Origin of the sequence: Endozoicomonas gorgoniicola, assembly GCF_025562715.2 — a bacterium.
Classification (GTDB): Bacteria; Pseudomonadota; Gammaproteobacteria; order Pseudomonadales; family Endozoicomonadaceae; genus Endozoicomonas_A; species Endozoicomonas_A gorgoniicola.
The window spans coordinates 3,213,514-3,233,255 of the sequence record NZ_JAPFCC010000001.1; the positions used below are offsets into that span (position 1 = coordinate 3,213,514).

General features: G+C 49.0%; 15 protein-coding genes. 8 read left to right on the forward strand and 7 right to left on the reverse strand.

Going from position 1 to position 19,742, the window contains the following annotated elements; genetic code table 11:
• The first annotated feature begins 553 nt into the window (after positions 1-553).
• The gene (locus NX722_RS14860) at positions 554-775 is read left to right on the forward strand and encodes a hypothetical protein (RefSeq protein WP_262563620.1); all 222 of its coding nucleotides are present in this window, start codon (positions 554-556) and stop codon (positions 773-775) included.
• Here NX722_RS14860 and ileS read toward each other — a convergent pair.
• Together ileS and ribF are read right to left on the reverse strand one after the other, a co-directional pair.
• Positions 766-3,612 (reverse strand): isoleucine--tRNA ligase, encoded by a 2,847-nt coding sequence (ileS, locus tag NX722_RS14865; protein ID WP_262563621.1) that lies wholly within the window; start codon positions 3,610-3,612, stop codon positions 766-768. The genes NX722_RS14860 and ileS overlap by 10 nt on opposite strands.
• Before the next feature lie 171 nt (positions 3,613-3,783).
• A complete protein-coding gene (gene ribF, locus NX722_RS14870; protein WP_262563622.1) occupies positions 3,784-4,719 on the reverse strand; it encodes a bifunctional riboflavin kinase/FAD synthetase in 936 nt (311 codons plus the stop codon).
• 113 nt (positions 4,720-4,832) lie between these two features.
• Between ribF and NX722_RS14875 the strand changes: the two genes are divergently transcribed.
• The 6 genes from NX722_RS14875 (at position 4,833) to NX722_RS14900 (ending at position 12,372) form a co-directional block, all read left to right on the forward strand.
• The gene (locus NX722_RS14875) at positions 4,833-5,498 is read left to right on the forward strand and encodes a hypothetical protein (RefSeq protein WP_262563623.1); all 666 of its coding nucleotides are present in this window, start codon (positions 4,833-4,835) and stop codon (positions 5,496-5,498) included.
• Between the two features lie 353 nt (positions 5,499-5,851).
• The gene (locus NX722_RS14880; protein WP_262563624.1) at positions 5,852-6,916 is read left to right on the forward strand and encodes a hypothetical protein; all 1,065 of its coding nucleotides are present in this window, start codon (positions 5,852-5,854) and stop codon (positions 6,914-6,916) included.
• Positions 6,917-7,068: 152 nt separating this feature from the next.
• Complete coding sequence (locus NX722_RS14885) at positions 7,069-8,430, forward strand: YjiH family protein (protein ID WP_262563625.1); 1,362 nt, start codon at positions 7,069-7,071, stop codon at positions 8,428-8,430.
• 268 nt (positions 8,431-8,698) lie between these two features.
• The gene (locus tag NX722_RS14890) at positions 8,699-9,226 is read left to right on the forward strand and encodes a DUF2878 domain-containing protein (protein ID WP_262563626.1); all 528 of its coding nucleotides are present in this window, start codon (positions 8,699-8,701) and stop codon (positions 9,224-9,226) included.
• Entirely contained in the window at positions 9,223-9,720 is a 498-nt protein-coding gene (locus NX722_RS14895) for a chalcone isomerase family protein (RefSeq protein WP_262563627.1), read from the forward strand. Before NX722_RS14890 ends, NX722_RS14895 begins: the two co-directional genes overlap by 4 nt.
• Positions 9,721-9,897: 177 nt before the next feature.
• Complete coding sequence (locus NX722_RS14900) at positions 9,898-12,372, forward strand: chitinase (protein WP_262563628.1); 2,475 nt, start codon at positions 9,898-9,900, stop codon at positions 12,370-12,372.
• Positions 12,373-12,475: 103 nt separating this feature from the next.
• Here the strand turns inward: NX722_RS14900 and NX722_RS14905 are convergent, their stop codons facing one another.
• From NX722_RS14905 to murJ, 4 genes are all read right to left on the reverse strand, one after another.
• Positions 12,476-13,270: an SDR family oxidoreductase gene (locus tag NX722_RS14905; RefSeq protein ID WP_262563629.1), complete on the reverse strand. Its 795-nt coding sequence runs from the start codon at positions 13,268-13,270 to the stop codon at positions 12,476-12,478.
• Positions 13,271-13,460: 190 nt separating this feature from the next.
• The gene (locus NX722_RS14910; protein WP_262563630.1) at positions 13,461-15,011 is read right to left on the reverse strand and encodes a transposase; all 1,551 of its coding nucleotides are present in this window, start codon (positions 15,009-15,011) and stop codon (positions 13,461-13,463) included.
• 400 nt (positions 15,012-15,411) lie between these two features.
• The gene (locus NX722_RS14915; protein WP_262563631.1) at positions 15,412-15,891 is read right to left on the reverse strand and encodes an HAD family acid phosphatase; all 480 of its coding nucleotides are present in this window, start codon (positions 15,889-15,891) and stop codon (positions 15,412-15,414) included.
• A 322-nt stretch (positions 15,892-16,213) separates the two neighbouring features.
• The gene (gene murJ / locus NX722_RS14920) at positions 16,214-17,821 is read right to left on the reverse strand and encodes a murein biosynthesis integral membrane protein MurJ (RefSeq protein ID WP_262563632.1); all 1,608 of its coding nucleotides are present in this window, start codon (positions 17,819-17,821) and stop codon (positions 16,214-16,216) included.
• Positions 17,822-18,118: 297 nt separating this feature from the next.
• Between murJ and rpsT the strand changes: the two genes are divergently transcribed.
• On the forward strand, positions 18,119-18,385 hold the full coding sequence (gene rpsT / locus NX722_RS14925; RefSeq protein ID WP_262563633.1) for a 30S ribosomal protein S20: 267 nt from the start codon (positions 18,119-18,121) through the stop codon (positions 18,383-18,385).
• Positions 18,386-18,474: 89 nt separating this feature from the next.
• On the opposite strand, the gene NX722_RS14930 is transcribed toward rpsT, so the two are convergent.
• Positions 18,475-19,710 (reverse strand): hypothetical protein, encoded by a 1,236-nt coding sequence (locus NX722_RS14930; protein ID WP_262563634.1) that lies wholly within the window; start codon positions 19,708-19,710, stop codon positions 18,475-18,477.
• Positions 19,711-19,742: the final 32 nt, after the last annotated feature.

The following is a 19,742-nucleotide window of genomic DNA, read 5'->3' on the forward strand; positions in this document are numbered from 1 at the left end:
CGCCATCCTTCTACTGTGGCCGGATTCTTCATGGACATTCACAGGCGTTCTGGCTCAAGGCAATCTACCTGCTACCTGTCCTTTACTCCCGAGCGCGGCTCTTTCTTTTAGCAGGATTGTTCCCAACCTCACCAGCCAAAGATGTCCTGCCTCGTCAGGCAGCTTGTGCGCTCACAGTATCATTCCTGCGGTCTGACTGTTCTTTAAGAATGCTTCACCCCTTCGCAACATCTGCCGCTTTTGACGACACATGCCCTACAGTCACTCTGGCTGTAGTCATTCCGGTTTTGCCCTCCGAACGGTTACCCGCCTTCACAGGCCGGAATTTCATCACTACTACAGGATCATCTGCCACCTCACACCACTGTTACCCTTGAGTTTCCTCTTGCGATAACAGCCCCTGAGATTCAGAGATTGATGCCAGGCTTCCCCAGTTACTAAACGGTTCCCTGTCAGAAATGCCACCCTCAAGCACAGAGTTGGGACTGACTGAGTATCGGGCTTTGCGCTATTTCGCACGCTTGCCGCTCCCAACCTGCCGAATCAGGTTCGCTTGCGCTGTGTACCTCTGACTTCCTATGGCTTCCTTCAGACCCAACCGTTGGCCAGTTACGCCCTTGCCATTCAGATTGCCTTCCCCTCAGTCGGGGCGGCTCAGGCTTCTTTCAGCCTGACGGGTTTGCCCGCTTCGCTGGGCAAACAAAAAATCCCGGACAGAAGAGACTGTCCGGGATTTTTCAATGCTGCTTCAGGTATCAGGAGGTATCAGGCGTAACGACGCACTTCACCCTGACCATCAACATTTTCAACACAACGACCACACAGGCTCGGGTGCGCTTCAATCTGACCAACATCTTCACGACGGTGCCAGCAACGGTCACACTTCTCGTGGTCTGACTTGGCAACCGCCACTTTCAGGCCTTCCACATCGGTAGCCATCGCATCAGTGGCTTCTGCCAGTGGTTTCAGTTCTGCTTTGGAAGTGATCAGAACAAAACGCAGTTCTTCACCCAGCTGGTTCAGCTTCTGCTGTAGTTCGTCACTGGCAAACAGGACAAGGTCGGCTTCCAGACCACCACCAATCACGCCTTCCTTACGGGCATCTTCCAATGCTTTGTTCACCGCAGTTTTCACAGCAAGGATGGAGTCCCAGTCAACGTCACTGCTATCCATCGCCTGCAGACCTTCATACCAGATATCCAGCAAAACGTGCTTGCTGCGCTGACCCGGAATGGCCTGCCAGATTTCATCCGCCGTAAAGGTACAGATCGGGGCAATCCACAGGGCAAAAGCCCGGGCAATATGATACATCGCGGTCTGACAGCTGCGACGGGCCAGACTGTTTGCCTGAGTGGTGTACTGGCGATCCTTAATGATGTCCAGATAGAAACCACCCAGATCCAGCGCGCAGAAGTGATGGACTTTCTGATAAACGTTCAGGAAGTTAAAGCTGTCGTACGCTTCAATCACTTCTTTTTGCAGGTTCAGGGCGCGGTCAACCGCCCAGCGATCCAGAGACAGCATATCGTCCCATTCAACGATATCCGTTTCAGGGTTAAAGCCGCTCAGGTTAGACAACAGAAAACGTGCAGTATTACGAATACGACGGTAGCTGTCTGCTGTGCGCTTCAGGATCTCATCAGAAACTGTCATTTCTGCCGTGTAATCCGTGGCGGAAACCCACAGGCGCAGAATATCAGCACCCAGTGATTTAAAGACTTTCTGCGGTGCGATCACATTGCCCAGAGACTTGGACATCTTGCGTCCATTGGCGTCTACTGTAAATCCGTGAGTCAGCAACTGTTTGTAAGGCGGTACACCCTTGGTGGCAATACCGGTCTTCAGGGAAGACTGGAACCAGCCACGATGCTGGTCAGAACCTTCAACATAAACGTCAGCAGGCGACTGCAGGCCTTCACGACGATCCAGTACCGAATAGTGGGTAACACCGGAATCGAACCATACGTCCAGTGTATCAGTCACCTTAATGTACTGGTCTGCGTCCTGCGCGGACAGAATTTCAGCTGGTTCCAGATCGAACCAGGCATCCATACCGTCCTGCTCAACCTTTTGAGCGACCTTTTCAATGAGTGCCGGGGTATCCGGATGCAGTTCTTCTGTTTCTTTATGAATAAACAGTGCAATCGGCACACCCCAGGTGCGCTGACGGGATACACACCAGTCCGGGCTCTGGGACAGCATGGACTCCATGCGGTTACGCCCCCAGTCAGGCGTAAACTTCACATCCTTCAGGGACGCCTGAGCCGTTTTCAGCAGACCTTCTTTTTCCATGCTGATAAACCACTGCGGCGTGGCACGGAAAATCAGGGGCGTTTTGGTACGCCAGCAGTGCGGATAGCTGTGCTGGAATTTGGACTGAGCCAGCACACGGCCATTCTCAACCAGAACTTCAACCACCAGTGGGTCAACCTTGTAAACATGCTCACCGGCAAAGCGTTCAACGTTGTTGCGGAACACACCAGTGTCATCCAGATAGTTCAGAGTGGCAATGCCGTATTTTTTGCCCACATTAAAGTCGTCAACACCGTGGTCAGGTGCGGTGTGAACACAGCCGGTACCGGCGTCAGTGGTCACATGATCACCCAGAATCAGCGGCAACTCACGATCATAAAATGGATGAGCTACCTTTTTTCCTTCCAGCTTCGCACCAACAGTGCGGGCGATGATGGTGAAGTCTTCGATGCCGAAACGCTCCATCGCGCTTTCCAGCAGTTCTTCACCCAGAATCAGTCGGGCTGGTGCGCCGTTGACTTCACATTGTACCAGTGCATAGCCCAGCTCTGCCCCCAGAGTTACGGCCTGGGAAGAAGGTAACGTCCAGGGCGTAGTGGTCCAGATAACCACTGCGACCTCACCTTCACCCTGATGCCCTTCATTGTCAGACTCATTAAAATCGTCAGAGCTCTCAAAATCAAAGGCTGATAGCAGATCCGCTTCATCCAGCGCAGCGTAACGTACGTCCACCTGGGTAGACGTTTTATCCTGATATTCCACTTCCGCTTCTGCCAGCGCAGAACCACCGACCACACTCCAGTAAACCGGCTTGTAGCCTTTAACCAGATGACCATTGTCGGCGATTTTACCCAGCGCCCGGATAATGTCGGCTTCAGTCTGGAAGTCCATGGTCAGGTAAGGCGTGTCCCACTCACCCAGAATACCCATGCGTTTGAAGTCTTCCCGCTGACCATCTACCTGCTTGGCAGCGTACTCCCGGCACTTTTTACGGAAGGTTTTAAAGTCCACCTTGTCGCCAGCCTTGCCCAGCATGCCTTCAACCTTGTGTTCAATAGGCAGGCCGTGGCAGTCCCAGCCGGGTACATAAGGCGCATCAAAACCACTCAGGGTCTTGGACTTGATAATGATGTCCTTGAGAATCTTGTTAACGGCGTGACCAATATGGATGTCACCATTGGCATAAGGAGGGCCATCATGCAAAATGAACTTGTCACGACCTTGGCTGACATTCCGAATCTCTTCATACAGATTCATGTCATACCAGCGTTTGAGCATTTCCGGCTCGCGCCTGGCCAGATTTCCGCGCATCGGAAAATCAGTCTCTGGCAAGTTCAATGTGTGCTTGTAGTCGGTCATAGTCTTGTTACCGGAATCTCACCATCACATCGGTCAGCGTTAAGAGGAATTCTTAAAGCTTGAAAAATTACTAGGAAGGCGGCAGATAATAATGCGCCGTCGTCATCCCCGCGCAGCGCGGAGATGACGGTAAACGGGCAAACTCTGCTTTACTGCTTTCCTTACAGCGGTTTAATCAGTCAAAATATCGCGGGCAGAGGTCACATCATCATTGATGGCTGCCTGCAATGCTTCGAGTGATTCAAATTTCTGGGCATCACGGATTTTTTTTACAAATTCAACCCGCAATGTCTGACCATACAGGTCACCTTTGAAGTCCAGCAGGTGAACTTCCAGCAGGGCAGTTGTCGCGTCAACGGTCGGGCGTGTTCCCAGATTAGCAACACCATCATAGCTTTTCAGCGAGCCATGACTCTCCAGCCAGCTCCGCACAGCGAAAACACCCTGTACTGGCAGCCGATTACGACAAACCCGGATATTCGCGGTGGGAAAACCCAACGTACGTCCCAGCTGCTGCCCTTTAATCACTCGACCAAACATAGCAAATGGACGCCCCAAAAGATGCTCTGCACCCTTCAGATCAGCGTCTGCTAATAGTTCTCGTACTTTTGTACTACTAATACGGTTCTGATCGTGGGTTACCGTACGAGTGTCACACACCTCAAAACCATGCCGGTCACCCATGCTCCGAAGATGAAAAAAGTCACCGGCACGATTCAGCCCGTAACGGAAATCATCACCCACAATCAGGTAGCGAACGTCCAGCCCTTCCACCAGAATATCCATGACAAACTCGTCAGGTGTCATATTCTGCAGCTTGCTGCCAAAAGGCAGGCACAGAACCTGATCCACTCCACAATCTTCCAGCAGCGACAGTTTTTCCCGCAGGCTGGTCAGCCTGGCCGGTGCATTATTTCCCTGAAAAAACTCTCTTGGCTGTGGCTCAAAGGTAATGACACAAACCCTGACACCCAACTCAAAGGCCTGCTGCCGCAGGGCTTCAAGAATGGTGCGATGCCCAAGGTGAACACCATCAAAGTTCCCTATCGTCGCGACACAGGCCCGGTACTCTGGTCTTATGTTGTGCAATCCGCGGATCAACTGCATTGGGCGGCTTATTCTCGTTCAGGCTGGCAAATAGTCGATTATATCCCAGCTGGTCAAATGGTCACAGGGGGATATGCTTAACGGAACATAAATTTAAAAGGTTTGGCGACAATATGAAAGTATTCAGCAGGGCATTTGCCGCTATTTTTATCGCAATCCCTTCTTTGATTCTGCTTCTGTCTGCTTTGACAGTGGTGGCAGACGAGAACGGGAACGAAGACATCGCAACGCTTTATCACAGATTGATCACCGAGGAATTTCCTGATCTGGATAAGGCCATACAATCGGTGTTGTCTGATACATCATTAGGGCAGTCTAACCAACAACTGAACCAGGTGACCATAGACGTTTACAAAAACTGGCATGGTCGTTTTCCCAACATCAAAAATACTCCTGTTCCAGAAATAGCAGACATAACGCATAAAGCTATTTCTCCGGTAGGTTTTGAATTTTTACTGAAACGTGAAGTACTACCCAACACCCCCGACGAATGGAATCAGCCCGATAACCACCGTGTAGTCTCACGTTTTCTGTACTTGCTGGGTGTTGCAATGTCGGAGAACAGCCAACTTGCGCCGGTAAAAAAACGACTTAGAGAGTTTTTTTCCTGCGATAAAGACCACTGTTCTGAATTCGCAGAGGCAGAAGTGGGTAACCAGCATGACCCTGACAACTTTCTGTTTTTAAAGTTTTACACGGCATGCCTCTCAAGCCCTTCCAACAATGCACAGCAGTTAACTGAGTTGTGTCAGGCGCTCTCTCAGAAATTTGTGTTCTAATTGACACCCTCCCCCATCTGAGTTTTAGCAACCTAACAACCTTGTTAGTTGAAGGAGGGAGAAACTTACCGGAACCAGGGTCAAACTGGTAATAGTGAGTTTTTTGGGAGGTAAGAATGCTACATGGAATATCAGCTTCAGCAGCGCCTGTATCCGCAGAAATACCTTGCCCTGACAGCGCCGGGAGCAATGTAGCTGATGCCCCTGCAACCAGCCACCTCACACAAAACCCCGGGACTGCTTATCCGGAAATGCTCACCCCACCTCTGTCAGCCAGAGGTGTATCTTCTCTGGAAAGCATCAGGCAAGTGAAGATAAATCAATGTGTCCACGACCTGAATCAGGCGTTTCCCATGAAAAATAAGGATTCAGCCCGACAATTTTCCTGCCATTTCTGGTATAGCAACGACATCGACGGGAACATTGACCGTCCGAACTTCCAAAGCATGCTGCAAACAATGGAAGAGAAGCCACCAGACCTGTCACACACCCCCAGAGTTGCCATGCTGGTGGGAGAAAGCTACCTCCTGCCCATCCTGCCTGAATTGGGAAAACACTGCGATGTGATCATGATGACGGACGATGACTTTGCGCTCCTTCAGGCTCAGTTAAAGCGAATTGAACTGATGGCAAGTTGTGAATCTCATCTGGACGAGGAGAGGTTTATAACCTCAATACACAACTACATTGCCCAATCTTTTGGTGGCAAAAAAAACGGGCTCAGGGACGATTTTTTACGAACCAAAAACCACTTTGGGGATCGCTGGCCATTTTCATCCTCCGGGAGATTTGCTGAGGTAAAAGAAGCACTTTCCAAACTCAGGATCGTACCTGTTGGCATTAATCTCTTTTGCGCTGATTCAATGGAAAAGCTGGCAAGGGTACTTCAAGATAATGACGCCCAGATTCATATTATCAACTTAACCAACATATTCGATTATCTCGGGGAGTTTAAATCAAAGACCTTATACAAAGAAACCGGGAGCGATCTTCAGACTCTGAAGGCCTGTCATTTTTTCAGACAGCTACCCGTACATCCCGAAGCACTTGTCCACACCTCAAGAATAATCAAGCCACCTTTAGGGTCTACCGTGACCAAATCCGGGGAGCACTGGGATTTTCTGGATCAAATGCTGCTTAAGGATATCTGCGCCGAACACCACTTAACAGGGTCGCTTTCAGACAAAGTAGCTACATTGATAAGGCGATCTCAGAAGACAGATTGTTTTGGCAAGGACCTGGAAGTCATGAAAATTCTCCTTGCCGGTGCCAGTGCTTCGGATATGGAAGATTTAATGACTCATCAGGGCAAGTTATACGACAGTATTGAACAATCCGGTTTGTTTGATTTCCGTCAATCAATGGTGAAAGAGTGGATAGAGGGTTCTGTATCACTACCAAACAAAAAGCATAATTAAACAGAAACTAACCATTGAGAAAATACGCCAGTTCCCTTTATTGCAATGAATTTACGGCAGATGATATGATCACTACGAGATACATATTTATGTTGTTTTTGTGCATACCTATGCATATTTATTTTAAAATACACAACTCCACGGACATATAAATGAGTGATCAAGTAGTACCTGCCTCCGAAGGCCGGAACATGCTGATGTTCCTGATCCCTTCCCTCGCTGGCATTTTATTTTTTATGGCACCGGTTTTTATTGATGGTGCCATGAGTTTCCCTCTCGCCCTGATGGCAAAAACCCTGAAAGGTTTGCTGGGCGATGCCATGCTGCCGCTGGTGACAGGCGTCATTACACTGACCGCTGTCGTTTCCCTGTGGGCCTCTCTCTTTAAGCCTGAACTGACTAAACGCTCTCCGCTGTTTAACAGCCTGTTCAATACCTCACCGACATGGCTGCTGATTCGGGTTCTTGCCGCCGTTTTTGCGGTTGCCACCATGAATCAGTGGGGACCTGAAATGCTCTGGGGAGCAGATACTGGCAGTATGGTATTGTACGACCTGCTGCCTTCCCTGTTTGTGACGTTTATCTTTGCCGGGCTGCTGCTGCCGCTGCTGCTTAACTTTGGCCTTCTGGAACTGCTCGGTACCTTGCTGAGTAAAGTTATGCGTCCACTGTTCCGCCTTCCGGGTCGGGCAGCTATTGACTGCCTTTCCTCCTGGCTGGGCGATGGCACGGTTGGTGTCATGCTGACCAACAAGCAGTACGAAGACAAGCAGTACACCCAGCGTGAAGCCGCTGTTGTCGCCACCATGTTCTCAACGGTCGGTATTACTTTTTCACTGCTGGTCCTGACTCAGGTTGGCCTGCAACACCTTTTTGTACCGTTCTACCTGTCGATCTGCGTTTCCGGTGTCCTGGCTGCCATTGTCCTGCAACGCATTCCGCCACTGAGTAACAAAAAAGACCTGTTTATTGACGGCACTTGTCGTAATGTCGACAGCGAGCTGATTCCTGAAGGATACACAGCATTCAGCTATGGACTGGAGCTGGCACTGAAGCGTGCCGCAAGTATCAACAGCCTGAGCGACATTGCCCGTCAGGGTGTAAAAAACGCCCTGGACATGGTGTTTGGTGTACTGCCAGCTGTTATGACTATCGGCACCATCGGCCTGATCCTTGCGGAAGGTACGCCATTCTTCAGCATCTTAGGCAAACCGTTTATCCCTCTGCTGGAACTGCTGCAACTGCCAGAGGCAGTGGCTGCATCCGAAACCATTCTGGTCGGGTTTGCCGATATGTACGTGCCATCCATTCTGGCGGCATCTATTGACAGTGATATGACCCGTTTTGTGATTGCAGCCGTTTCCATTACCCAGCTGATTTTCATGTCTGAAACCGGAGCCGTTATACTTGGTAGCAAGATTCCTCTTAACCTGATGGAACTGGTGGTTATTTTCTTGCTCAGGACTGTCATTACCTTGCCCGTCATCGCCCTGTTTGCACACTTTATTTTCTGATTATCTAACCCGGGACAGGCTCATTGTGTATGTTTTGAGCCTGTCCGCAAGCTGACTGCCCCACCCTTAGCAGAGATTGGCGAAAAGACACCTAACTGATAACCTTTCGACTCAGGGCAACAGGTTTAATAATCCTGCCCCGTGGCAAGTTAAAACGACACAGTTGTAGCGGTATAAACTGCCGTGGGCAAGTAAGAGAGAGATCCGAAAACAGGCAAGGGTCGTAATAACAAACAGCTTTTGCAATGGAATTGCGAGACAAGGCGGTATGAATCAAAACCTTACACTCATTGCCACTGGCATCGTGTTTAACCTGTTCTGGCTTGTCAGTGTTCTTGGGCAGTCACAATACATCTGGTTATCTGTTCTTATGTTGCTGACCAGCTGGTGGTTTGCCCCCGGTGGCTTTCAGTGGGCTCTGCTGCTGGCTCTGCCGGGAATACTGATGGATGCTCTGCTGGTTTATTTCGGGGTGTATGCCTTTGCTGATGCGGCTTTCTATTCACAATCAGGGCTTCCGGTCTGGCTGATGGTGTTGTGGCTGGGCTTCTCTACGTTTTTGTGGTGTATTCGAAAACTCATTCTGGCCAGAACGCCTTTGCTCATTGTTGCCCCGGGTGGTCTGGCAGGTGCGGCCAGTTATCTTGCCGGAGAGCGTTTGGGAGCAGTGATGTTGCCACTGGGGCTACTAAAATCCGCAGTGATTATTGTTATTTGCTGGACGCTGTTTTCTATGCTGGCGCTCTGGTGGCTGAAGCGCATTGACAAAACCATTTACAGGGATGTTAACCCATGAGATTGATCGTACCGATCTGCCTGATGCTGATCAGCCTTCTGTCGCAGGCGAGCACTTTGAACTGGAATGACTGGCAAACCGTTGGACAGGGTAAACTGACCTGGGGTTTCTGGACTATTTATAATTCTGAACTGAGAACACCAACCGGGCAGTATTCCCCCGGTCAGGAACCGCTTGCTCTCGTGATTACTTACCAGCGGAACATTGATCGGGAAGACCTGCTGGAGGCAACCGATGAGCAGTGGCAACATCTGGGTGTTCCAAAGGCTCGCCGGGCTGTATGGCTGGCGCAGCTTGAAACGATATGGCCGGATGTGCGCAAAGGTGATCAGTTGACTTTTGTGTTCTCGCACGATGAAGGTGTCTTCTTTCAGGCAGATAAGCCGCTCGGTGTGCCGATGAAAGCTGACTTTTCCAGAGCGTTTATCGATATCTGGCTGTCCCCCGAAACGGCATACCCCGGACTGCGGCTGCACTTGCTCGGGAAGCATTAAAAAAATACATTGAATTACTCCAGAAAATAAAACAGGCGAAAAATGGAGACTAAAATAAGAACTGCATTTATGAAGAAATGTTAAACACTCTCAATTCAGCAAGACTTTTCAATTCTGACTGACTTATCAAACAGCCTTCTGATTGCTTGTTAAGCCTATTCGTCCCCAGGTGTTCTTATGAAGAATAAATGCTATGTTGCTGTACGCACAGTGCTGACTGCTCTATGCCTGTATCTGTTTTCATATTCACTGGCCAGTGCCAGACAACCCTCTGATTACACAATGACGGAAAAGCAAATACGACAGGGGGCATACAACTATCTGATCAATTATATACACGACATTGTAACTAAACTTGAAGGACTCACGCTCTCAGAGATATTTTCTTCAGACGATTCAAAACAGGGTTATTCCGACTCAATACAAACCAGGCCTGACCGTCGGGAACTGTTTACACTCGTTAAGGAAGGTCTGAATCAATACCTGGCTGAAAAAGCGACACTGATGCAGTCCGGTGAGACAGACCAGACCCAAAAAACGGAAACGCCTCCACCCGACAGGCTATCGATCAGCGATCTGATTCAGCAACACCGGACCACTACCAGTAAATCAAGAATATTGGCCAGACTGCTCTCAGAACTGACTGAAAAACACTCGGAAAAAGAAAAGGAGCGTGTTTACCTGACCAGCAAACACAATGCGAACGCTGACAAACCCCACATACTCTATAAAAAACAGGTCTTGAAAGAACGGGATCATCTGCTTCAGGTAGCTGAAGACAAAAACCCGATGTTTGGTATCGCCCGAAAAGCGACTCAAACACTGGACAACGAACAGGTCGAAGCGATTAAACCCAACAGAAAGGATAACCCCGATAACGTCAGACGAGCCGAAAATATTATCTCTGCCAAAACCTGGGATCACATCTTTACACAAAGGAACCCGGCCTATACCTATGAAAATTTCCTGAAAGGTATTGGCAAGTATCCCGCCCTCTGTCAACACTACCTGGACAAAACTGAGAAGGAGTCAGACCATATCTGCTCCGTGGCCCTGGCCACCATGTTCGCCCACTTTACTCAGGAAACCGGCGGCCATAACAAGTACGACCCAATCCCGGAGTGGCGCCAGGGTCTTTACTACCTCAGGGAAGTGGGCTGGACCGAAAGATCTGCTAACGGCTACGGTATTTGCTCACGAGACACCTGGCAGGGCAAAGCTTACCCATGTGGCAAGTTTCCTGATGGAAAGTATAAAAGCTATTTTGGCCGGGGAGCCAAACAACTCAGTTACAACTACAATTACGGCCCTTTCTCTCTCTCCATTTACAAAGATGTCGGCATCCTGCTCAATTCACCAGAAAAAGTCGCCGACACCTGGCTGAACCTTGCCAGTGCGGTCTTCTTTTATGTTTTTCCCCAACCGCCTAAGCCCAACATGCTCAGCGTGATGGATGGTACATGGAAACCTAATCAAGAAGATATCGCTGCCGGGCGGACTCCGGGCTTTGGTGTAACCACCATGATTATTAATGGTGGTGTAGAGTGTGGCGGCAGTTCCGAAGGGGAACAGTCACAGAACCGTATTGAGTACTTCAAAGCCATCACTCAATATCTCGGCATTCAAATACCACCTGACGAAAAACTGGGCTGTGCCAACATGCAGCAATTTGATCCAAGAAGCTCAGGTGCCATTGAGATTTACTGGGAAGAAGACTGGAGCTGGAATGGGGCAAACCCAGACGGGCTGTCATACAAATGCCAGCTGGTCGGCTACCAGACACCATTCAATGCATTTAATGACGGTGATTATATTAAATGCCTGAAAGACAAGTTCAACGTCATCATTGTAGACGACAATGGCTATTCATCCCCAGAAGCCAATGCGGGTTCAAGCCTGCGTGTCATGGCAAAAGAGACAGGTACACTGGACGTTATACTTGATGGTACTAAATCCAAAGCATTTGGTGACCATAATGAAATAGACCAATGGGAGTGGTCACAGATTGACACTGGCAACAAACTGCAGCTCGACGAAGCAGACACAGCCATTGCAATCGTTTCCATCCCTGCCCGTTCATCCGGTTCTGTTGAAACCTATAAGTTCCAGCTGTCGGTCAAAGATACCAAAGGTGGTGAGGGAGTGGATACAATGGATCTTATTGTCGAACCCTACAACGACAGTGAACCTATCGAGGTGACACTGGTAAGCGTCGACAAAGCCGTTCCCGGAGAGGATATTGAAGTTGTAGCGAAAATGAGTGATGAAGACAGTGGCAAAGCCCTTAAATTCCAATGGGGCTTGTCTGACAACATCAAATGGGATGAACAAAGTGAAGGACGGAAGATCACCTTCGAAGTACCAGACACAACCAGCACTATCGACATTCACATCTGTCTGGAAGTCTCCAGCGAACAAGAAGACTCTAAAGGTAATGCGTCTAAAACCATTACCGTTGAGCCAACGGGTGGCAACTATCCAGCATGGAAAGAAGGCACCAATTATCACGGTGGCTCCCGGGTTACCAATGGCAGCCGTGACTACGAGTGCAAGCCGTTCCCTCAAAGCGAGTGGTGTGGACAAAGTGCGGCTTACTACAAACCCGGCGAAGGCAGCCACTGGGATGATGCCTGGATCAGGATCAATGATTAAATTGGCTCAGGTCGTTTAACGTTCGGTATGAGCTGAGTGGATGGGTGCGCAAACACCCGTCCACTTGATCAGAGACAAGGCTTCCACCGGGCTTCTGATTTAATCAGTCAGATGTCACGTTAGTTTCTGGCAAAGTAGAAGCACCATCGAAAACGATCTCCCGACCGGTAATGTAGCTGGCTTCGTCCGATAGCAGGAAAGCAACCGCATTGGCGGCTTCTTCCGGAGTACCCATGCGTCCCATAGGCACACTTGCACCAATCGCCGACAGAACCGCTTCCGGGTTGTCAGGCATCATTTCAGCGGCAGATTTTTCAACCATAGGCGTGCGAATCATGCCCGGACACACCATATTCACACGAACACCCTCGGTCACAAACTCCATGCACATGGCTTTGGTCATGCCCCAGACTGCAGACTTGGTAGCGGCATAACCCACTTCATGAGCATCCGCTACAAAGGTGCCTGTGACACTGGAGAAGTTGACAATGCTGCCTTTTTTCTTCTCAACCATGCTTCTCAGGGCAGCTTTGCTGGTGTTCCACAGGCCGATAACATTAACGTCGATCATAGCCTGTAGATTTGCATCAGCCTGCTCATCAAACATTGAACTCAATCGGGCAATGCCTGCCGAGTTCACCAGATGATCAACCAGACCATGCTCAGCAACAATGTTGTCAAAAACGCGATAAACATCCGCCTGATCAGTGACGTTTACTTTGTAGCCATAAGCCTTATAACCGCTGTCCACCAGCTCACGGGCAGCGACTTCCACCCCGTCACTGATATCCAGCAGGCATACGGTCGCCCCCTGTTTAGCCAGCAGCCTGGCGGTTGCATTACCCATGCCCATAGCGGCTCCGGTGACAACTGCAACTCTTCCGGTAAAGTCCAACATATACCTTCCACCTCAATACTTGCCTGACAAAAGAATCAGCTCGCTGCGGATACGGAAATCCACACAGCAGCTTCAGTAAGAATGCGTAAAGCGAAGGTAATGTATCACCCTAAATTCATCAGTTGAGAGCTAACCCACCGCTCTCGGCTGATGCAGTGTTAAGCATTAAGCTGGAAGACTCAGTCTGGCTTCAACTTGAATTTATTAACCTTACCGGAGTAATAACTTGGCCTTTTGTTAAAAATTTCGATACTGAACGAGTTAAAATACGACACCAGATATCAATTGGATTCAACTGCGTCGCAATTTCCTTAATTGAATCAAAAAAATCACACAATCCTTCCTGCATTTTTTGTATCTTCTGCATTAAATTATGCTGACTGGTAATCATTATTTTTTTCTGCCGACCACTCTCTGTCAGTTTGCCAATTGCACTCATTAACAATGGCCTGCTGGTGATAGATTCTTTATGCGAATCAGGGTTGCTTAATCTCACAAATAAAGTCCACCAGTTGTAAGCTAATGCCACCATCCTTGATATAAAGCGACATCGCTTTAAGTCATTGGTTGTATAGCCTCCCCAGCCCCATTGGTTTTTGATCTCATCAAAATTGTTTTCACAGTCAGCTCTATCTCTGTAATGATTTATAATCGACACAACACCATCATCAAGACTTGTGGCTAATACTGAATATTCGAAGAGCTTAATGTTTTCAGGATCTTCAACAAAGGCAATCTCTTTTTGCTTTTTCTTATTTTCTTTTTCCAGCAAAAGTGAATCACCAGACAATCGCCTTCGGACAATAACAATTCGCCTTGGTTTTTGCCAACCATCCAGTCTTAATTCAGACTCTTTACCTTCCCAATGCCTGTCGTAGCGCTGCCAGCCTCCGCTACAGTGCGCATGGTGTATAGCTTTCTTGGTATTAGGGGTCTTTTTGATTTTGAACAAATAGCCACACCCTGATTGTTCAAGCTCCGTCATAACTCGGTCGCTTCCCCAATCACAATCACCCCGAACAAATTCAGGCCAGCACTCTCTCGGAAGGCGGTTCAATAAATCCATTAGGCCTGGTAATGAGTGTTTACTATTTCCTTTGTCACCTGGTTGAACTTCAACATCAAGAACCAGCTTTAAATTAGCCATCATGTAAGAGTGATAGGTATGAGAGGGTCGTCCTTTTTTATGGGGATTATATCCCTTCTCTGCACCCTCTTGGTTACCGTAAATGGTTTTAATCGTAACATCTACATCCAAAATCCACGGTATTTTTAATAAAGGTTCATAGCATTCTTGTAAGTGGTATTGCAGCCACTCGACACCTTTTTGCTCATCTATTTTAAGTAATCCTCGCCGGGCAGAGTCATCGCTGACAACTTTCGTCATACCAAGCAATTTAGAATTGACACCATCTCCAGTTAATGTAGCGATATGAGCGTAACGCTTATGCCCTGAAAGTATTGAAAGAAAAAGAGAGCCAATTACATCGACTTTTTTGGGAGCGTTATTGCTTTTGTAGACCAATGGACAATCTTCTACCCAAGGCTCGAACCGATAGCCAGTTTTTAAAAATTGAATAAAAAATGCAAGCTGACCCATTGGGGTGACTGAAGCCCCAGGCTCCCACTCAACATGAACTTTACCTTCAAATGTGTCAACTTCAAGAGTGGTTGGAGCAACCTGTTTGCTGAGCTCTTTGGGCTCACCCTTTGGGTGAATGGGTTCTGGTGGTAGTAACATACTGTAACCCTCTTTGCAGAAGGGTTTACAGTTTAGTCGGTATTTTCAACTGATGATTTTAGGATCACTGTAAAAGAGTTGCATTGTTTGACATAGAACATCAAAAGCGAACACCCGGGGCGGTAGCAATCAAAAATATACCGGATTTTTAGTTTCTGCCTAGTAACCCCACCGTTTATCAGGACTGAGAATCAATAACCACCTCTTCACCAAACTGGCCATTTCTGGGCAGTGGGTAATGAGAAGAGTTAATGGCTCTCATGATCCGGATTGCCCGGGCACCCACCGCCTGCGCTGAAGTGATATCACCATCAGCGTCACCGTAGAATAACTTGATATTATGGGATTTCAGATTCTTCTCTTTATTGAAGTTGTTGGCTTTGTCAGCAAAAACAACCGGCTACATATTGGTGATATGAAATTTCTTCTGAATGATTTCGGTCACCTTTTCCCCCTTGCTATAGGGACGCGCGGTCACAAAATAAATGGTATCTCCCCGCTCCCGGTGCATCTTGATCAGCTCTTTGGCAACCCGCTTCGGCACACTGAACTCATCCCACCCTCCGTTCATCTTTGCCCAAAAACTGGGATTGTTAAGGTAATCATTGCTGCCGGGAGAGAACTCAGCCTTACCTTTGACAAATCCCGGGGTTGAATACAGGACGGTGTCATCAATATCAAACCCCACAGCCATCGGCGGCATACCCTTGAGACTGTCACGAATGCTGTCTACAGAAACCCACTGGACAGCGGCCCGTTGCATCAATTCAGCGGATGTAACACCAGCCTGAACCGCCGGGGGGGGAGTGCTGGCATTAGTGAATGGGCTAAGCAGAGTAGCAGAAAGGACTAACGAGCTTAAAAGTGCTTTTTTCATCATGAACACATCACCAGATGGTTTTTTAAGTATCCCGAATCATATCAATCAAAAAACATGTTTCTATAAGTAATAAACACTTATGCTTCTGTGGCCATGCGGTCGATACCCGGGGTATTTCACCATCACCTGTTGTTTGTGCTTGCCGTCTTTCCAGTGACTTTGGGCCGCATGGGAAACTCATTAATAGAAAAGCAGAAAACGGCTTAGGGAAGTAGCAGAGAAAAATATCCCATCGTCATCCCCGCGCAGGCGGGGATGACGGAGGAGCTGGTATGTTGTTCAGTACTGCTTCCCTTATGGCGGCTGGCAGATCTTTTTGTCGTCAGTGTCGAAACTGGGACGGACGAATACCAGACAGCAGCAAACTGAAACCATAAGCTGCCAGACCTGCGGCAACGGTAAACGACATCTGACTTACACGCTGCCACAGTGACCAGTCCAGCCATTGCTGAACATCACCTTGCATCATCAGCAAAACAGCCGCCATCACCGCATTGGCAAACAACAGACGGCCAGCATAAAGCCACCAACCTGCCTGCGGTTTAAATACCCCTGTTTTCTTCAGCCCCAGAAGCAGCAAACCCGCATTCATAAAGGCCGACATGGCTGTCGCTAACGCCAGGCCCACATGCTGCAACCAGAACACCAACATCAGGTTAAACACCATATTGGCAACCATTGCCTTAATGGCAATCTGTACCGGAGTTTTAGTGTCCTGACGGGCAAAGTAACCCGGCGCCAGCACCTTGATCAGCATAAAAGCCACCAGCCCCAGTGAATAAGCCTGCAAACTCATACCGGCCATAATCACATCCCGGTCCTGCATTTCGCCGTAATGGAACAGGGTCGTAATCAATGGCTCAGCCAGAATAAACAGTGCAACGCCAGCAGGAATACCAATCAGCAGCACCAGGCGGATAGCCCAGTCCAGCGTTCTGGAAAACTGATCTTTCGAGTCATCAGCGTGCTTACGGGACAGGCTGGGCAGAATGACCGTTGCAATAGCGATGCCAAACACCCCCAGGGGCAGTTCTGACAGACGATCGGAATAATACAACCAGGAAACACTGCCAGTTTGCAGAAACGAAGCCAGCACCGTATCCAGCAACAGGTTAATCTGACTGACGGACACACCAAAGAGAGCCGGAATCATCAGTTTCATGATGCGTCGCACCCCTTCATGCTGCCGGTCCCAGCGCGGCAAAGGCAGCAAACGGATCTGCATCAGGAATGGCAGCTGCAACAGCAGCTGGGATACACCCGCGATCACGACGCCCCACGCCAGTGCCATCACTGGCTCGGCAAAATAAGGGGTCAGCAGCAGGGTTGAACCAATCAGGCTGAGATTCAACAAAACCGGCGTAAAGGCAGGCAAAGCAAAACGGCTGTAACTGTTAAGAATACCGCCAGCCAGTGCCGTCAGGGAAATCAGCAGCAGATAAGGAAAGGTGATGCGCAACATACTGCCAGCCAGCGCCAGCTTTTCCGGCTCATCAATAAAGCCCGGCGCAAACAGCCGAATCAGCAGGGGAGCGCCCAGCATGCACAGAACGGTGACCATCAGCAACGTGCCAGCCAGCGTACCACTGACACGACTGACCAGAATACGCACTTCATCAAAGGGTTTTGTGGTGCGATATTCCGACAGAACCGGCACAAATGCCTGGGAAAAAGCGCCTTCGGCAAACAGCCGCCTGAGAAAGTTGGGGATTTTGAACGCGACAAAAAAAGCGTCCGCTGCCATGGACGAGCCAAAATAGCCAGCCACCACCACGTCACGAACCAGCCCCAGTACCCGGGACATCATAGTCATAACACCCACCACCAGGCTGGATTTCAGCAAACTCTGGGAGCGTGGCTGTTTTGCATCAGCACTGGTGTTTATGCCAGCACTGGTATTTTCATCGTTATCAGAGGGTTGTTCAGACATTCAGGGGCTCAATACCAGGTTCAGAAAAGGCATCGATATTAACGATAACTCTCACTTTACACCAGATGATGGGGGGATAGGGACTATACAGTCAAGCGCAGGCAGGACGCCGTATTGACAACAGAAGCCTGACACGGCATGATTCGGCGACTTGACTGTATGGGTATGGCACTGAAGGTTCTCTTGCCCGGGAGAACCCTTACAGTAACTGCGGCAACTACATACTCGAATCACAGGGTGCCCGAAGCCGCCCTGCAATTGAATACAGTACACACATTCGATTTTAGGAGCACCAGAATGGCTAACTCTCCATCTGCTAAAAAGCGCGCCCGTCAGGCTGAAAACCGTCGTGTTCACAACGCATCCCTGCGTTCCATGGTTCGTACTTCCATCAAGAAAGTAGTACGCGCTATCGAAGCCAAAGACGTTGAACTGGCTAAAGCTGAATACGCTGCGGCTGTACCTGTTATCGACCGTATGGCCGACAAAGGTATCATCCACAAGAACAAGGCCGCTCGTCATAAGAGCCGTCTGAACGCTCAGGTTAAAGCCCTGTCTGCTTAATTTCTGAAGTCTCTGCTCAGAAGCGTTCTTTCAAGATGGGGCTTCCTGCCCCATCTTGTATTGCCTCAACTTATTAATCCATCCAGTTGTTAATCCATCCAGTCACCAAATATCAGTTTCTCCGGGCGACCCCAGCGCATAACGAGCGTAACAGCTTCAGAGCTATCCAGATGATACAAAGCACATTTAAAATCATCAAAGGCTCTCCCAGGGTCAGGTTCCGTAGCCAATAAAAACCTCAGAATGGTATCGACCACCTGACACGGGGAAGTTCCCTCCATTTCTAAATCTGCAATATTCTTATCAGACATACCTGCAAATCTGGCCAATGCCTGCCAGTCATGACCTGACCCGGAGCTGCTGATGATAAGCATTACAATCTCTTCATAATCAGGCGAGGCAAAGAACGGAAAAGCCTGAGCTAACTGCTCCGTACTAATCAGTAACGGCTCAATTCCTATGCCTGTGCCAACTGCCCTATCATCGAAACCGGCTTCTCCTCGCAGTGCTACCTCAGCCCTGAGTAAAACGCATTCCGTTAACGAACCTGGTGGAAAGTCGCTACCAATGGATATCGGCTCAATTTGGGTACCTGATCCAGCAGCCATATCACAGGAACCGACCTCCCCTTGCCCTGATACCTCCTCAGCCCCGGGCAAAACAACTTCCTCTAACAAATCTGACAAGCGGCTATTGATGGAAAGGAAACAACAGTGCAATATCTGTGCAGCACCGTGGGGGTACTTATTTTCAAAGTACTGCAAAAGACGCTCTGCCGGATTACCTATGCACCTGAAAGAGTCAATCTGAGCCTCTGACAGGCCGAGTTTTATGGCCGCTTTTTCCCAATAGCATTTTGTATACCCGTTCTCTGCCTGTGCCATTAACTGACCAACAAGCTCTGCCCTTTCTTTTGTCTCTTTGGGGGGAACCCTTAGAGTTATCCTTGGGTTAACGACCTGACATCGACTTACCGGAGTCTTACCTGAAAGTGGCATAACAGTGATCGCAACACGCTGAGGCCGACAATAATCAGAAAACAAATAGCCAGAATAAAGACCATCACATAGCGAAGAGTGATCTCCATATAACGATGGTACCCGCTTCTTGCCAACCCACTCATTACCATGCATTGCCGGGTGATTAACCCTCTGAAAGTTTTGTTTCAACTGCACTCCACCGGGGATAGGTGAGCTATCCCTGTAGAGCAGGGCGGCCATCGTAGCAAAAGAAAAAATCAGGCTGAAGGTTGGCTGATGCCTTGCCGACAGGGTAGAACTGAAAAGCATGGACACCAACACCAGACAAAAGCACTTAGTTTTCATTGGATGTTCCAGTTAAGCCGCTCTGGCCGGTA

What these genes read in the sequence shown, in the direction of transcription:
- ileS (WP_262563621.1), bottom strand. Translation starts at nt 3,612, where the DNA reads ATGACCGACTACAAGCACACATTGAACTTGCCAGAGACTGATTTTCCG.
- ribF (WP_262563622.1), bottom strand. Translation starts at nt 4,719, where the DNA reads ATGCAGTTGATCCGCGGATTGCACAACATAAGACCAGAGTACCGGGCC.
- NX722_RS14875 (WP_262563623.1), top strand. Translation starts at nt 4,833, where the DNA reads ATGAAAGTATTCAGCAGGGCATTTGCCGCTATTTTTATCGCAATCCCT.
- NX722_RS14880 (WP_262563624.1), top strand. Translation starts at nt 5,852, where the DNA reads ATGAAAAATAAGGATTCAGCCCGACAATTTTCCTGCCATTTCTGGTAT.
- NX722_RS14885 (WP_262563625.1), top strand. Translation starts at nt 7,069, where the DNA reads ATGAGTGATCAAGTAGTACCTGCCTCCGAAGGCCGGAACATGCTGATG.
- NX722_RS14890 (WP_262563626.1), top strand. Translation starts at nt 8,699, where the DNA reads ATGAATCAAAACCTTACACTCATTGCCACTGGCATCGTGTTTAACCTG.
- NX722_RS14895 (WP_262563627.1), top strand. Translation starts at nt 9,223, where the DNA reads ATGAGATTGATCGTACCGATCTGCCTGATGCTGATCAGCCTTCTGTCG.
- NX722_RS14900 (WP_262563628.1), top strand. Translation starts at nt 9,898, where the DNA reads ATGAAGAATAAATGCTATGTTGCTGTACGCACAGTGCTGACTGCTCTA.
- NX722_RS14905 (WP_262563629.1), bottom strand. Translation starts at nt 13,270, where the DNA reads ATGTTGGACTTTACCGGAAGAGTTGCAGTTGTCACCGGAGCCGCTATG.
- NX722_RS14910 (WP_262563630.1), bottom strand. Translation starts at nt 15,011, where the DNA reads ATGTTACTACCACCAGAACCCATTCACCCAAAGGGTGAGCCCAAAGAG.
- NX722_RS14915 (WP_262563631.1), bottom strand. Translation starts at nt 15,891, where the DNA reads ATGATGAAAAAAGCACTTTTAAGCTCGTTAGTCCTTTCTGCTACTCTG.
- murJ (WP_262563632.1), bottom strand. Translation starts at nt 17,821, where the DNA reads ATGTCTGAACAACCCTCTGATAACGATGAAAATACCAGTGCTGGCATA.
- rpsT (WP_262563633.1), top strand. Translation starts at nt 18,119, where the DNA reads ATGGCTAACTCTCCATCTGCTAAAAAGCGCGCCCGTCAGGCTGAAAAC.
- NX722_RS14930 (WP_262563634.1), bottom strand. Translation starts at nt 19,710, where the DNA reads ATGAAAACTAAGTGCTTTTGTCTGGTGTTGGTGTCCATGCTTTTCAGT.